The 14,952-nt window shown below is 45.2% G+C and carries 15 protein-coding genes, 1 pseudogene and 1 riboswitch; of the genes and pseudogenes, 7 read left to right on the top strand and 9 right to left on the bottom strand.

The genetic code is table 11. The features are described from left to right. Positions 1–51: 51 nt before the first annotated feature. Positions 52–1,074, top strand: a complete 1,023-nt coding sequence (locus NQ510_RS17475) for a YeiH family protein (RefSeq protein ID WP_005831779.1) — start codon at positions 52–54, stop codon at positions 1,072–1,074. Here NQ510_RS17475 and NQ510_RS17470 read toward each other — a convergent pair. Further along, the gene (locus tag NQ510_RS17470; protein WP_005831778.1) at positions 1,062–1,373 is read right to left on the bottom strand and encodes a transcription termination/antitermination NusG family protein; all 312 of its coding nucleotides are present in this window, start codon (positions 1,371–1,373) and stop codon (positions 1,062–1,064) included. The two genes, NQ510_RS17475 and NQ510_RS17470, sit on opposite strands and share 13 nt — an antisense overlap. Before the next feature lie 2 nt (positions 1,374–1,375). Further along, positions 1,376–1,963, bottom strand: coding sequence for a hypothetical protein (locus NQ510_RS17465; RefSeq protein ID WP_034526103.1), 588 nt, complete (start codon positions 1,961–1,963; stop codon positions 1,376–1,378). Positions 1,964–2,123: 160 nt separating this feature from the next. Here NQ510_RS17465 and NQ510_RS17460 point away from each other — a divergent pair, with 160 nt between their 5' ends. The 4 genes from NQ510_RS17460 (at position 2,124) to NQ510_RS17445 (ending at position 4,335) form a co-directional block, all read left to right on the top strand. Continuing rightward, positions 2,124–2,468 (top strand): helix-turn-helix domain-containing protein, encoded by a 345-nt coding sequence (locus NQ510_RS17460; RefSeq protein WP_005831772.1) that lies wholly within the window; start codon positions 2,124–2,126, stop codon positions 2,466–2,468. Between the two features lie 129 nt (positions 2,469–2,597). Beyond that, complete coding sequence (locus NQ510_RS17455; RefSeq protein ID WP_005831770.1) at positions 2,598–3,113, top strand: RNA polymerase sigma factor; 516 nt, start codon at positions 2,598–2,600, stop codon at positions 3,111–3,113. Beyond that, complete coding sequence (locus NQ510_RS17450; protein ID WP_005831768.1) at positions 3,094–3,618, top strand: hypothetical protein; 525 nt, start codon at positions 3,094–3,096, stop codon at positions 3,616–3,618. Before NQ510_RS17455 ends, NQ510_RS17450 begins: the two co-directional genes overlap by 20 nt. Before the next feature lie 6 nt (positions 3,619–3,624). Beyond that, positions 3,625–4,335 (top strand): DUF4252 domain-containing protein, encoded by a 711-nt coding sequence (locus tag NQ510_RS17445; protein WP_005831766.1) that lies wholly within the window; start codon positions 3,625–3,627, stop codon positions 4,333–4,335. 68 nt (positions 4,336–4,403) lie between these two features. Here the strand turns inward: NQ510_RS17445 and recA are convergent, their stop codons facing one another. From recA to NQ510_RS17430, 3 genes are read right to left on the bottom strand one after another with little or no spacing between them, the layout of a single operon-like run. After that, positions 4,404–5,441 carry a recombinase RecA gene (gene recA / locus NQ510_RS17440; protein WP_005831765.1) on the bottom strand — a complete coding sequence of 346 codons (1,038 nt, stop codon included), beginning with the start codon at positions 5,439–5,441 and terminating at the stop codon, positions 4,404–4,406. An 18-nt stretch (positions 5,442–5,459) separates the two neighbouring features. After that, positions 5,460–5,906 (bottom strand): thioredoxin-dependent thiol peroxidase, encoded by a 447-nt coding sequence (bcp, locus tag NQ510_RS17435; RefSeq protein ID WP_005831763.1) that lies wholly within the window; start codon positions 5,904–5,906, stop codon positions 5,460–5,462. A 52-nt stretch (positions 5,907–5,958) separates the two neighbouring features. Continuing rightward, complete coding sequence (locus tag NQ510_RS17430) at positions 5,959–7,152, bottom strand: saccharopine dehydrogenase family protein (protein ID WP_005831761.1); 1,194 nt, start codon at positions 7,150–7,152, stop codon at positions 5,959–5,961. Positions 7,153–7,347: 195 nt separating this feature from the next. Here NQ510_RS17430 and NQ510_RS17425 point away from each other — a divergent pair, with 195 nt between their 5' ends. Continuing rightward, complete coding sequence (locus NQ510_RS17425; protein WP_005831757.1) at positions 7,348–8,139, top strand: META domain-containing protein; 792 nt, start codon at positions 7,348–7,350, stop codon at positions 8,137–8,139. A gap of 81 nt (positions 8,140–8,220) precedes the next feature. On the opposite strand, the gene NQ510_RS17420 is transcribed toward NQ510_RS17425, so the two are convergent. Together NQ510_RS17420 and NQ510_RS17415 are read right to left on the bottom strand one after the other, a co-directional pair. Beyond that, positions 8,221–8,796 carry a Crp/Fnr family transcriptional regulator gene (locus NQ510_RS17420; protein ID WP_005831755.1) on the bottom strand — a complete coding sequence of 192 codons (576 nt, stop codon included), beginning with the start codon at positions 8,794–8,796 and terminating at the stop codon, positions 8,221–8,223. A 53-nt stretch (positions 8,797–8,849) separates the two neighbouring features. Beyond that, positions 8,850–10,250 (bottom strand): MATE family efflux transporter, encoded by a 1,401-nt coding sequence (locus tag NQ510_RS17415; protein WP_034526101.1) that lies wholly within the window; start codon positions 10,248–10,250, stop codon positions 8,850–8,852. Between the two features lie 445 nt (positions 10,251–10,695). Here NQ510_RS17415 and dnaK point away from each other — a divergent pair, with 445 nt between their 5' ends. After that, positions 10,696–12,615 carry a molecular chaperone DnaK gene (gene dnaK / locus NQ510_RS17410; RefSeq protein ID WP_005831748.1) on the top strand — a complete coding sequence of 640 codons (1,920 nt, stop codon included), beginning with the start codon at positions 10,696–10,698 and terminating at the stop codon, positions 12,613–12,615. Positions 12,616–12,708: 93 nt separating this feature from the next. On the opposite strand, the pseudogene NQ510_RS17405 reads toward dnaK, so the two are convergent. After that, positions 12,709–13,143 (bottom strand): annotated as a pseudogene (locus NQ510_RS17405) (HTH domain-containing protein); the annotation flags it as partial. A gap of 245 nt (positions 13,144–13,388) precedes the next feature. After that, entirely contained in the window at positions 13,389–14,621 is a 1,233-nt protein-coding gene (locus tag NQ510_RS17400) for a Cof-type HAD-IIB family hydrolase (protein WP_005831746.1), read from the bottom strand. A gap of 100 nt (positions 14,622–14,721) precedes the next feature. Continuing rightward, positions 14,722–14,920, top strand: a riboswitch (cobalamin riboswitch). Positions 14,921–14,952 lie beyond the last annotated feature (32 nt).

The following is a 14,952-nucleotide window of genomic DNA, read 5'->3' as shown; positions in this document are numbered from 1 at the left end:
CACCCGGAAAATTAAGGAATAAACATTAGTAATAATAGTAAAATAAACAGTATGGCTTCAAATCGAGTTTTGGCTAAAAGCATTAATATGCCTTTTCTTCAAAGTAATAATAAATTTATTTATGTATCTCTTCTGGTTGTCCTCTCCTTCTTTCTGCTGCTGGATTATGTGCCCGGTATGCATGCCTATTCGGCGTGGGTCACTCCGCCGTTGGCGTTGTTCTTAGGGTTGGCCTTTGCGTTGCTGTGTGGGCAGGCACATCCGAAGTTCAATAAGAAGACTTCAAAGTACCTGTTGCAATACTCTGTGGTAGGGTTAGGATTTGGAATGAATCTGCAGGCTTCCCTGGCTTCGGGTAAGGAGGGAATGGAGTTCACGATTATTTCTGTAGTGGGGACATTGCTCATAGGCTGGCTCATAGGGCGTAAGTTCTTGAAAGTGGACCGTGACACTTCCTATCTTATCAGTTCCGGTACGGCTATCTGCGGAGGCAGTGCCATTGCGGCTGTGGGGCCGGTGTTGAAGGCAAAGGATAGCGAGATGTCTGTGGCATTGGGCACCATCTTTATATTGAATGCCATTGCATTGTTTGTTTTCCCGGTGATAGGCCACGCTTTGAACATGAGCCAGCATGAGTTCGGCACATGGGCGGCCATTGCCATACATGATACGAGTTCGGTAGTGGGGGCAGGTGCCGCATATGGCGAGGAGGCCCTGAAGGTGGCAACGACTATAAAGCTGACACGTGCCTTATGGATTATTCCTTTGGCTCTGGTAACTTCGTTCATCTTTAAGAGTAAGGGACAGAAAATCAGTATTCCCTGGTTCATCTTCTTCTTTGTGCTGGCTATGATTTTCAATACTTATGTGCTGGGCACTACCGAAACGGGTGCCATGATTGGGGAGGGAATCAATTCTTTGGCTCGCAAGACGCTGACTATCACTCTGTTCTTTATCGGTGCCTCTCTGTCACGTGATGTACTGAAGGCAGTAGGCATCAAGCCCTTGATACAAGGCACCTTGTTGTGGATAGTGATTAGTGTGAGCACGTTGGCATATATCTACTTGTTCTGATTGCATCGGTCCGGCAGTTCTTGAAGTATAACTTCCGGTGGAAGAAGTCGGTAGGATTTTTGCAACGTATTTCTTTCCTCATTGGATATATAGACGAATACACATCTCGGGATAACCGGGGTGTGTATTTCTTTTAATATCCTTCCCCATTGACGCCGGACCGGAGCAAGTGGAAGCCAGGTTATGATACCTTTTGCTTCCAGCATTGCTTTTGTCCTCGGTTCGGCGTGCTGACCAGTTAATACAATGTTCCAGAAATGTGGTTCTTTCAGCTGTTTTTTTATATCTTGAGAAGTCATAGTTAGTTCACTTTTTTGATGATAAAGTCGAAAGAGGTGAAGAATTGAGGGTGCTTACCGATAGATATGGGAAGGATAATGGTAATGGAGGAATTCCTTCCTTTCCGAATATCTTTCTTGTTGTATATTTGAGAGTTATTTGCCGTATAAGTTGTCACACCAATCTTTTGGCTTGTTTCTGCCTGGCTTTTTATAATTGCAAAGGGAGTTTCCGCTTCTGCCAGTATGGGGTATTTGACTTCTGAGCTTCTTCCATCCACAATGAATTGCATATTTTTCCAGTTTATTCGGATATCTTCTGAAGAGTTGTTGCAAATTATAATTTCCCATTGGGAGTCGTTTGGAATAAACTTATAAGCAACCCCATCTTTTGTATACTCTAATTTTCCTTTTTGGTTCTCCAGCCATTTAAAGGATACTTGGCATCCCGCATCAACGTATTGTGCAGATAAAGTGGTTGGAAATAGGAGAAACAGCAAAATGGCCAGCTTATTTTTCTTCTTATATTTCCGGTAGTCATTGTATATCCATAGCATAATAAAAATAATGCCGATAGGGATGGCTATGAGAATACATGTCAGTAAATTCATGATAGCAGATATTATTTGTTTGTTTATATGAATATGTTGCAAAAGTATCATAAAATATTTGATAAAACAAACGAATTATGAATAAAAAGAACGATACATACAGACAAATTGGTATTGGTGTTCCTTATAATATGAATGATTAATTTGTACCTTCATATAAATGGAAAAAAGTAATATATACATCGGAGAGATAATCAAGAACGTGATGCTTGAACAGCAGGTTACCAAGGCGGAACTTGCACGAAGACTGAAAGTTAAGCCTCAAAGTGTAGACTATATGCTTACGAGAAAAAGTATTGATACGGATACGTTGTATAATGTCTCACGTGCCTTGAACTACGATTTTGCTTTGTTGTATTCCATTCATAAGGAACAGATAAATTATGATACGTTAGAGCAGGAATACAGACTCTCCACAGCGAAGGTGTTGGTGGAGCTTGAGCTGAAGCCTGAAGACATTGCAAAATTGAATCTTAAAAAGCGGATTGCTGATGTCTTGAAATAAACGCACTCTTGGGCTGGTGCTATTGGTGTTTTCATTTTTTTTCCATTTTTTCTTCCTGGCCGTGTAACAAAATCCTTTCCTCCTACGTCTGAAGGGTATAAACAGGAATCTACTATTGATAAATAGCCCATGGACGCTGAAAGTTTTAAAAAAGAGTTTCTGCCATATCATCGCAAGTTGTACTGCATAGCTTATAGACTATTGGAGAATGCTGCCGATGCTGAAGATTTGGTGCAGGAAGCTTATCTGAAGTTGTGGGACAAGCGGGAAGGACTGGCCATTATCAGTAATCCGGAAGCATTCAGCGTTACTCTGGTGAAAAATATGTGCTTTGATTTGCTTCGTTCGGGAAAGTATACTTTGAGCAGACAGAGTGTGGAGTTGGCCGAAGTGCATAATATGTCTCAAGCAGATAACTTTGAAGTGAGGGATGAAGCGCAGCAGGTAAGGCACATCATTGCCCATCTGCCGGTGCAACAGCAGAAAATAGTAACGTTGCGTGATGTCAAGGGATGTTCTTATGAAGAGATAGAGCAGGTCACGGGATTGAATGCTACCAATGTCCGTGTACTGTTGTCCCGGGCAAGAAAAAAGATACGTGAGGAATTTAATAAATGGAGTAACTATGACAGTCGAGGAAATTGAAAGGCTGCTCGCCGAATTTTATGAAGGGAATACCAACGAGCAGGAAGAAGAGTTGTTGAAGGAAGCTTTCAGAACCGAAGAAGTGCCCGAGCACTTGCAGAAGGACAAGAAACTCTTTCTCAGCTTTTTTCCCGGGAAAGTGGTGGATAATGTTCCCGCCGGATTGGAGGATAAACTGAGCCGGATGATTGATGAAAAGGCTGAAGAGGAACAACGTTTTTTCCACCGGAACAAGGCCAAACGTAATTGGCGCTGGATAGGAGGTATTGCTGCCACCATTCTGGTTCTTGTAGGTGTAGGTTATGGCATTACGAACATGGGAGAGGATATGCGTCCTCCTACACCTCAGGACACTTTCTCTGATCCGGAAGCTGCTTATAAGGCATTGCAGGCCACTTTAATCGAGGTGTCTGCGAATCTGAACAAGGGAATTGAGCAGATAGAGGAAACGCGGATAGACGTAACGAAGGTGAACCAGGAAGTAAGAAAAGAAATTCAACAATAATCTGATATGAAAACAATGAAAATTATTTTGGCAGGTGTACTGCTGATGTTGCCTTTGCTTTGCCAGGCACAGAAGAACCTATTCAACAAGTATGGAGATATGAAAGGCGTGTCGTCCGTCTACATATCCAAGGCAATGATAGAAACGAATCCCAACTTGTTTACTAAAGATGTTTATATTGGGAAAGTGTCCGGACAGTTGAACTCTGTGCAGGTACTTTCTACAATGGATAATAATGTAAAGAAAGAAATGCGTAAGGATCTTCGTTCTTTGGTGCAGTCTTCCAGATATGAATTGCTGATGAAGCAGAAGGGAACAGTCTCCAGTTCTGAATTCTACATGAGCCGTAAAGGGGAAAAGGTGAAGGAGCTGATTATGATTGTAGATGGTGCAGCCACTCTGAAATTTGTTTATTTGGAAGGTGATATGACTTTGAAGGATATACAGAATATCATGATGTATCAGAATACCAGCTGGAATGGGAACAATGTGAATATACAGCTTCCGGATATAAACTGGGCGGAGATAGAGAAGCTGAAGAACCGCGATTGGCTTGGAGAATTGAAGCATTCGCAAGAACTGGCATTGAAAGGGCTGGAAAATGTAGCTAAACTGAAAGACAACAAGTATCTGAAAGAACAAATGGATACCGATACATGGAAACGTTTTGAAAAAAGCATGGAGGCTTTGGAAGAACGTTTGGAAAAAATGGAATAGGAAGCGGTAACCTTTTTAGGGAAACTTGCCAATAGAATGTTTTGTTTTTCTATTGGCAAGTTTTTTTGTTATTTGTCTTTTCTCAATTCTGCAAAGATAAGCCCTTCCAGCTCTTCTGCCAGTTCCGGATTGTCAAGGATGACCTGCTTGGCGGCGTCGCGTCCCTGGGCAATTTTCGTCTCGTTATAGCTGAACCATGAACCGCTTTTCTTGATGATGCCAAGCTCTGCACCCAAGTCAATGATTTCGCCTGCACGGGAGATGCCTTCACCGAACATGATGTCGAATTCCGCTCTACGGAAAGGAGGAGCTACCTTGTTCTTCACAACTTTCACTTTGGTCTGCTTGCCGATTACTTCATCGCCGTTCTTGATGGCTTGGCTTCCACGGATGTCAAGACGTACGGAGGCATAGAACTTCAGTGCATTACCGCCGGTAGTTGTTTCGGGATTGCCGAACATGACACCGATTTTTTCGCGCAACTGGTTGATGAAGATACAAGTGGTGCGTGTTTTGCTGACAGCTGCCGTCAGTTTACGCAAGGCTTGTGACATGAGTCGGGCTTGCAGACCTACTTTGTTGTCACCCATATCGCCTTCAATTTCAGCTTTCGGGGTTAAGGCAGCCACAGAGTCCACTACAATGATGTCAATAGCGGAGGAACGGATCAGTTGCTCTGCGATTTCCAGTGCTTGTTCGCCATTGTCCGGCTGTGATATCAGCAGATTGTCCACATCCACACCCAGTTTTGCTGCATAGAAGCGGTCGAAAGCATGTTCTGCATCAATGAATGCGGCAATGCCTCCTGCCTTTTGCGCTTCAGCGATGGCATGAATGGCAAGGGTTGTCTTACCGGAAGATTCCGGGCCGTAAATCTCGATGATACGTCCGCGGGGATATCCTCCCACGCCAAGAGCCACATTGAGGCCGATGGAACCTGTGGGAATAACTTCTACTTGTTCGACGCTTTCGTCGCCCATTTTCATGATAGAGCCTTTACCAAAGCTCTTTTCTATCTTGTCCATGGCAGCCTGCAAGGCTTTCAGTTTCTCGCCCGATGCCAGATTGCTGCCATTTTCAAAATTCAGTTCGTCTTTTTTTGCCACGTTGTTAATGTTTAATGATTATAAAATTTGTGCCGCATGGTCTTTGGTCTTCACTTCTTTCGGAGTGATGATACGCTCTACAATACCTTCTTCATTAATGATGAAAGTTGTGCGGAACGTTCCCATATATTTGCGGCCATACATGCTTTTTTCGCCCCATACTCCGAATTGTTCTACCAGCTTCTTGTCGGTGTCTGCAATCAGGGTAAAAGGCAGATTGTTTTTCTCAATAAATTTCTGGTGTGACTTTTCGCTGTCCACACTGACGCCGATGACTTCATAACCGGCTTTGCGCAGGTCGGCATAATTATCCCGCAGGTTGCAGGCTTGTGCCGTGCAGCCGGATGTCATGTCTTTGGGGTAGAAGTAAAGTACAATCTTCTTTCCCTTATAGTCGCTCAAGCGGATTTCTACACCTTTTTCGTTGATACCCAATACTTCGGGTGCTTTATCTCCTATATTCACTTTGTTAATGTTTAATGATTAGTGGATAATGATTAATGTTTAATCATTAATTTCAAACTTCCAAGTCTCCGTCGATAATCTCATGCCAAGGCAGGCCTTGTTTGTTGAGCTGTTCCATGAATGGGTCCGGATTGAATTCTTCAACATTCCATACACCCGGTTTTTTCCACAATCCCTTGAGGAACATCATGGCACCAATCATGGCGGGCACACCGGTGGTATAGCTTACGCCCTGCATACCGGTTTCCTTGTAGGCCTCCTGGTGGCTACAGTTGTTATATACATAGTAGGTACGCTCTTTGCCATCCTTTAGTCCGCGGATGCGGCAACCGATGGATGTTTCGCCTTCGTAGTTTTCGCCCAGGTCTTGCGGGTTGGGGAGGACGGCTTTCAGGAATTGCAGCGGAACAATCTTCATGCCGTTATATTCCACTTCGTCTATGCGTGCCATGCCGATGTTCTGGATAACGCGCAGGTGGGTTAGATACTCTTGTCCAAACGTCATCCAGAAGCGTGCACGCTTGATGGTGGGGAAATTCTTCACCAGAGACTCCAGTTCTTCGTGATAAAGCAGGTAGGAGTCGCGCGGACCGATGTTCGGATAAGTCAGGTCTTTGTGGATTTCCAGCGGCTTGGTTGTCACCCATTCTCCGTTTTCATAATAGCGGCCGTTCTGTGTAATCTCACGGATATTGATTTCCGGATTGAAGTTGGTGGCGAATGCTTTATGATGATTTCCGGCATTGCAGTCTACGATGTCCAGATATTGTATTTCGTCAAAATGATGTTTGGCGGCGTATGCAGTATAGATGCCGCTCACTCCCGGGTCGAAACCGCAACCGAGGATGGCGGTCAGTCCGGCATCTTCGAAGCGTTTCTTATAGGCCCATTGCCAACTGTATTCAAAGTGGGCAACATCTTTCGGCTCATAATTGGCGGTATCCAGATAGTTGACTCCACTTTGCAGACAAGCCTCCATGATGGTGAGGTCTTGGTAGGGGAGGGCTACGTTGATGACGATTTCGGGTTTGAAACTATTGAAGAGTGCTACCAGTTCGTCCACGCTGTCGGCATCTACCTGGGCGGTTTTGATGTTCGGGTTACCGATTGCCTTGACAACAGCGTCACATTTGGACTTGGTGCGGCTGGCTATCATGATTTCTGTAAACACATCAGGATTTTGAGCCACTTTGTGCGCAACAACGGTACCTACACCGCCTGCACCGATAATAAGAACTTTACCCATTTCTTTGTACTATATTATTATATTAGGTTTATAAAAAATACGGAGAGCAAATATAAGGGTTAATTCTTAGATAAACATTAAAATCCTGCTAAATACTTTGGGGCAAATGCTTCAAATATTAAACAAATTACTTGCATTTGGGTTATTTTCTATATATTTGCCCCTTGAATAAATTAACTTAAACAACGAATAACAATGAAAAAAGTATTTGTTTCCCTATGCATGGCAAGCGTGTTGATGGGCTTGTCTTCTTGTGCATCAACCAAAAATGCTGCAACTCTTTCTTCCATCAGCGGTGAGTGGAATATTATTGAAGTGAATGGTACTGCCGTAGTCCCTGCTCCGGGTCAGGAATTTCCCTATATCGGTTTTGACACAAAGACTGGAAAAGTATTTGGCAACAGTGGTTGCAACCGTATGATGGGTTCGTTTGACGTGAATGCCAAGCCCGGCACGATTGACCTTGGCGCTTTGGCAAGTACCCGTATGGCTTGTCCGGATATGACTGTAGAAAATAATGTGTTGTCGGCTTTGAACAAAGTGAAAAAGTATAAGAAGCTGGGAAAGGAAAATATAGCTTTATGCGGTGCTTCCAATCGTCCCATAGTCGTGTTGCAGAAGAAAGAATCCGTTTCCAAGTTGTCTGATTTGGAAGGAAAGTGGATAATTAGTGAGGCTGCGGGCGAGGCTATTCCCGACGGAATGGAGAAGCAGCCGTTCATTGAATTTAATATTGCAGAAAAGCGCTTGCACGGCAATGCGGGTTGCAATCTGATTAACGGCGCTTTCCAGGTTGATGATGAAAACCCGTCGGCAATCTCTTTCCCGCAAGTTATCAGTACCATGATGGCATGCCCTGATATGGAGGTGGAAGGCCGTGTGCTGAAAGCCTTGAATTCCGTTCAGTCTTTTGGCAAGCTGGCAGGCGGAGGCATCGGGCTGTACGATGCTGACAATAACCTGGTGATGGTGTTGGTGAAGAACTGACAAGATAGGTTGAAATAAAAAAGGCTCTTACAGAAATAATCTGCTAAGAGCCTTTTTTGCATCTTGACATAAAAAGGTCTTTTACTTTTTCTTTAATCCTGCGCGTATCCGGCTCAGGGATTGCGGAGTGATGTAGAGATAAGAAGCCAGATACTTGAGCGGTACATCCTGCAGCAGTTCCGGATTCTCTTCCATCAGCGTCATGTACCTTTCTTTGGCAGTGGGAGGGGTGCCGTAGGCTACTGTGGAACTGTCTACCGACAGAATTTCCCGCTCAAAGATTCTTCTGCCGAAGTTGGCCATGTCTATGGAATGCGAAAAAAGGGCTTCCAGCTCAGGCTTACTGATACAATAGGCGATGCTTTCATTCACCGATTCGATGTTGATGAGGGAAACCTCGCTGTCCACATATCCCCACGATGAGAAAGCTGTGTCGCCCGGTGCGGCGAACCAAAGGGAGTTTTCCGTGCCGTCTGTCAGGTAGTAGGCGCGCCAGATGCCTTTCTTCAAAAGATAGAAGTTGCTGTTCCTTTCCCCTTCGCTGATAATGAGTTCTCCCTTGCTGAAACGAACTTCTGCCATGTGTGACAGAAGTTCGTGCAAAGTGTTTTCCGGTAGTTTATACTTCTTGCAGAATTTCTTTATCATAGTTTCCATGCTGCAAAGATAGTGTAAACCGAAGACAGGACTTTTATGCTTGCATGAAAAAGTTATGTTGGGGTGCAGCCCATCTTGTCTAAAGATACGGATTTTTCTTTATGTTCCTTTTTCCCGGATATGTAAATCACGAGGATAAAGAGGGTTGTCAGCATTTCTGCAAGAGGAGTGGCAAGCCAGATTCCCCGGTCTCCCAATAGCAGGGGCAGTCCGAAAAAGCAGGCTGTCAGCAGGATAAAACCACGCAGCAGGGTGATAACTGTGGCGTATTTGGCACGCTCCACACTCTGGAAATAGCCGATGGATACGATGTTGACGGCAAAGAACACGAAGCCGGTGGCATACAAAGGCAACCCTTTTACCGCTATGTCATAAGCCGGATAACTGCGGTCTATGAACATACCGACAATTTCAGGACTGCAGAATATTGTGACCAGGGCAAAACATACACCGCAGCCTATGGCCGTTTTCAGTGCCAGCAAGTAGGCGCGGCAGACACGTTGGCTCTCGTTCAGGCCGTAGTTATAACTGATAATCGGCTGCGCCGACTGCGCAATGGCATTATATACCATAAATATAATAGGAAAGAAATAGCAGGCAATGCTGAATGCCGCCACTCCGTCTTCCTTCAAATAATGGATGAACACCTGGTTGCCGACAAACATCATGCAGGCAATCGCCACCTCGCACAAGAAGGCGGAGGAACCCAATCGGCACATATAGCCAATGTTGCGGCGCATCAGTTGCATGCTTTTCCGGCTCATCTTAATGGGGTGGAAGCGCAGTGCGCACCGGCGGCGCATCAGATAGAATACTATCATCAATGCACCTACCGTGGTACCTATGGCACTTGCCAGTGCAGCACCGAACATTCCCCAGCCAAAGGGGAAGATGAACAGATAATCCAATAGGATGTTCAGAACGGCAGCCACCACATTGCACATCATGGCGAAGTTGGGCGAACCGTCCAGCCTCAGAAAAAACATACCCGAATTGAGCAATGCCGTGAACAGAGAGAAAGGCACAAACCAAAGCATGTATTCCACAGCCAATGGCGTGAGCCGTTCAGACCCTCCGAGCAGCTTTACCACCTGCGGGGCAAATGAACAGAATAGGGTGGAGGTGCACATCAGCAACAAGGAAGATATGACTACCGACTGCGTGATATTGATGCGTGCCACCTTGACCTTTCCGTGTGACAGATGAATGGAGGCTACCACAGAGGCGCCGACGCCGAACATAAGTCCCACACCCGTAGAAAACAACCATAGCGGTGCCACAATGTTGACCGCCGCCAAAGCATCACTGCCGATTCCTTTTCCGACAAAGATGCCGTCGGTGATAACGAATAGTGCGGAGAAAATCATCCCCAGTACAGTAGGGAGCAATAGTTTGCGGAACAATGTCTTGATGTCCGTGTTCTTGAAGTCGATACTGTCTCTCATCTTTTCCATACTCATCTTATTTATTTCTTTAATATGTGAAAACCAATCATTTCCGTTGCTACGATTAAGCCCAATGTTAACTAATCCTTAATCGTTCCACCATGGTGGAACGATATTTCCCTCGTGGTGGAATGATATTTTCTCCACGGTGGAACAATATTTTCTCCATGGAGGAACGGTTAAAGGTATGCAAGGGAAATGATTAATGTTGTTCATGTTTTATCATCTCTGATTCGGGCGACAAAAGTAGAGCTTTTGAATGGAATGGAAATTAACAAATGGTAATTTCCGACAGAAAAAATGATTTTAATTCTGCCAAACTGACAGATAAACTGCCACAAGTATAAATCTGCGGCTGCTCTGAACAATTTGGCACAACGTTTGTCTTTTTATTGGCGTCTGCCACTGAGGCGGACGTCGAAACAGAATAATAACAAATAAAAAAATAACGATCATGGGAAAAATTATTGGTATTGACTTAGGAACAACAAACTCTTGCGTTGCAGTATTCGAAGGTAACGAACCTGTAGTAATTGCAAACAGTGAAGGCAAGCGCACCACTCCTTCAGTAGTAGCATTTGTTGATGGTGGCGAACGTAAAATCGGTGATCCTGCCAAGCGTCAGGCTATCACGAACCCCACCCGTACGGTTTTCTCCATCAAACGTTTCATGGGCGAAAACTGGGACCAGGTACAGAAAGAAATCGGCCGTATGCCTTATAAAGTAGTAAAGGGTGACAACAATACTCCGCGTGTAGACATCGACGGACGTCTCTATACCCCGCAGGAAATCTCTGCAATGATTCTGCAGAAGATGAAAAAGACTGCCGAGGATTATCTGGGACAAGAAGTGACAGAAGCTGTAATTACCGTCCCCGCATACTTCTCAGACTCCCAACGCCAGGCTACGAAGGAAGCCGGTCAGATTGCAGGTCTTGAAGTGAAGCGTATTGTGAACGAGCCGACTGCCGCAGCTCTTGCTTACGGTATTGACAAGTCTCACAAGGACATGAAGGTTGCCGTATTCGACCTTGGTGGTGGTACATTCGATATCTCTATCCTCGAATTCGGTGGCGGTGTGTTCGAAGTATTGTCAACCAACGGTGACACTCACCTGGGTGGTGATGATTTCGACCAGGTAATCATCGACTGGCTGGTTCAGGAGTTCAAGAACGACGAAGGTGCCGACCTGACTCAAGACCCGATGGCTATGCAACGTCTGAAGGAAGCTGCTGAAAAGGCTAAGATTGAACTGTCCTCTTCTACAAGCACTGAAATCAACTTGCCGTACATCATGCCGGTAGGCGGTGTGCCCAAGCACTTGGTGAAGACGTTGACCCGTGCCAAGTTCGAGGCTCTGGCTCACAACTTGATTCAAGCTTGTTTGGAACCTTGTAAGAAGGCTATGAGCGATGCTGGTCTGAACAATGCGGACATCGATGAAGTAATCCTTGTAGGTGGTTCTTCACGTATCCCGGCTGTACAGAAGTTGGTAGAAGACTTCTTCGGTAAAGTTCCTTCCAAGGGTGTGAATCCGGATGAGGTAGTAGCCGTAGGTGCTGCCGTGCAGGGTGCCGTTTTGACGGACGAAATTAAGGGCGTTGTGTTGCTGGATGTTACTCCGCTGTCTATGGGTATCGAGACTATGGGTGGTGTGATGACGAAGCTGATTGATGCCAACACTACCATCCCCTGCAAGAAGAGCGAGACATTCTCTACTGCTGCCGACAACCAGACGGAGGTTACCATCCATGTATTGCAGGGTGAGCGTCCGATGGCTGCACAGAACAAGTCAATCGGCCAGTTCAACCTGACAGGTATTGCTCCGGCACGTCGCGGTATTCCTCAGATTGAGGTGACATTCGATATCGACGCCAACGGTATCTTGAAGGTGTCTGCCAAAGATAAGGCTACCGGTAAGGAACAGGCTATCCGTATCGAAGCTTCCAGCGGTTTGAGCAAGGAAGAAATCGAAAAGATGAAAGCCGAAGCCGAAGCCAATGCCGAAGCAGATAAGAAAGAGCGTGAGAAAGTAGACAAGTTGAACCAGGCCGACTCTATGATTTTCCAAACCGAAAATCAGTTGAAGGAACTCGGCGACAAGCTCCCTGCCGACAAGAAGGCTCCGATTGAAGCTGCTTTGCAGAAGCTGAAAGATGCCCATAAGGCTCAAGACCTGGCTACCGTAGATTCTGCCATGGCCGAACTGAATACGGCATTCCAGGCTGCAAGTGCTGAAATGTATGCCCAGAGCGGTGCTCAGGGTGGTGCACAGGCTGGTCCTGATATGAATGCAGGTCAACAAGGCGGTGCTCAGGATAATACAAAGCATGGCGATAATGTGCAGGATGCTGATTTTGAGGAAGTGAAGTAAGTTGCAATAGGTGATTTTATAGAAAAAAGAGGCGTGTAATCCATTAAGTTGCACGCCTCTTGTGTTTTTGAATTTCAAGTCAATCTTATATACTTATTTTTCAGTTTGAGGATTAATGACAATGCGCCAATAGCCACCAAAGTCCGCACCTTCACGAGATAAGATACCCATAGACCGCAATTTTGCAATTTGTTTTTCTACGGCACGAGAACTTATACCAATCTTGTAAGCCATAGTTTCGGCTGACATAGGAGGATCGGAAATGACGAAATCGATAATCTTCTGTGCTGTCTTTCCTATGTTTTTAGGGGCATCTGTGCTCTCTCCGAACCTTGTCTCCGAACTTTTGTCGTTTACACCGAACATTTTCGCATTTACACCGAACTTTTCGACCGAACTTTCTTCGTTTGCAGGATACTTTTTGAGGGGACTGTTTACCCTTTCGGCCACTTCTTCTACGGGTATTCTTTCGTTCTTTCCCCAATTCAGATTATAGAATGTAGTGAAGAAAGAAGATGCTTCCGTATTGGCAAAAGCCGACACGGATTTAAGCCATGACTTCACTTTCTTACGTTCCAACATTTCCTTGAAATCATAAGCTGAACATTCCGTTATCAATGTATTGTTGCGTATCTGCATCGTTTTCTTTTTGTTGTTCGGGATAACTCTCTAATATAGTTTACAAAAGTAAGGATAAAACCGAGGAATTGGTTAACCCCCTCGTTCCCTTTTGATTTTCATGCATTTACATTACGTAGTTTATAACAGTTATTTTATCTTTTCTTTATAACACTATTCACTACCCGTATAGAGGAAACCAGTTTATTGGTGGAAGTAAATACGTCCACATTCCACACATGGGATGAACGCCCTTTATGAACGATGGTTGCCACTGCCCTTACGGTATCTCCTTCGTGTGCAGAAGAAATATGATTTCCGCTGACTTGCATTCCCACGACAATCTCATCAGGTTCGCAGATAATCATGGAGCCGAGCCCGGCAACGGTTTCTGCCAAGGCAAGGGTGGCACCGCCATGCAGAATGCCGAAGGGTTGGCGGGTACGGTAGTCGACCGGCATGGTTGCTTCTACGCGCTCATCCGAAGCGTATGTGTATTGAATGCCCAAGTTTCCCATCAATGCGTGTCGTGCCCGTTCGTTCAGTAAATCAAGAGGCACCTCTGCTGCACGCACTTCTGCCAATATTAGTTTTTCTACGGCCAGGGCCACTCCATCTTCTTCATTCGATGCGGTCACATAGTCTGCACAGACCTTTACAGAATCTTGTGAATGTCCCATAGCTACCCCCATGCCGGCCAATTGGAGCATGGTCACATCGCATACGCCATCTCCAACGGCAATGACTTCTTCCCGTGTTACTCCCAAATGCTCTAATAGGGCGCCTAACGTATTCGCTTTATTGACTCCGCAGGGCACCACCTCTAAAAAGTAAGGCTCGGAACGGAAAGCATCCAGAGTACCTGCCAGGCGTTTTTCCCAATGTTGTTCCAGCCCTATCAGAGCTTTTTCCTTGTCACTCACCAGCATGCACTTGCAAGGTGCGAAGTCTATGGCAGTAGAGAATTCATCTTCCTTGATTATCTTCAAATTGTTTAGCAGGGCTTCATTCTTTATATATTCATTGTCCGGACTATCCGTAATGAGGGTATCATCGTGGTAGGTGAAGATGGCAAAGCCGTTCTTGCGGGCTTTCTTTTCCAGATAAGGCAGCATTTCCGGATTGATGCGTCGTTCAAACAATATTTCTCCGTTCTGTGCTTTTATTATCTGGCAACCGTTATAGGAGAGAACAAACCCTCCATAATTGCCGAGTTCGAGGGTTTTGGCCAGTGGCATCAATCCATAAGTCGGCCTACCGGATGCCAAAACTATGCGCACTCCCATTTGCTGGACCTTTAGCAGAGCAGCTAATGTCCTTTTACTAATTTCTCTTTCATCATTGAGTAGCGTTCCATCTACATCAAGAACCAATAACTTATATTTCATGGCAACTCGATTTTGGGGTTATTATGTTACAAAGTTAAAAAAATGACTGTTAAAACGGTAATATTCGTTTTATTGTTTACTGAAACTTCTTTTATTTATCCTATCTTTGTCCACGTTTTGTTCCGCGTTCTCTATCCGGAGAAGCGGATGAAAAGGGAATCGGGTGAAAGTCCCGAACAGTCCCGCTGCTGTGAGTTCCATGCTCGGTGTATCATACTTGTGCCACTGTTCTTCGGGAAGAACGGGAAGGCGATGTACCGGGAACGAGTCAGAAGACCTGCAAAACAAAGTCGAAAAATTGTCCATTCGAGGAAAGTGGGCAGTGCGCAAA

The organism is Bacteroides uniformis (assembly GCF_025147485.1).
GTDB classification, from domain to species: domain Bacteria; phylum Bacteroidota; class Bacteroidia; order Bacteroidales; family Bacteroidaceae; genus Bacteroides; species Bacteroides uniformis.
This window is presented reverse-complemented; position numbering and strand designations above follow the sequence as displayed.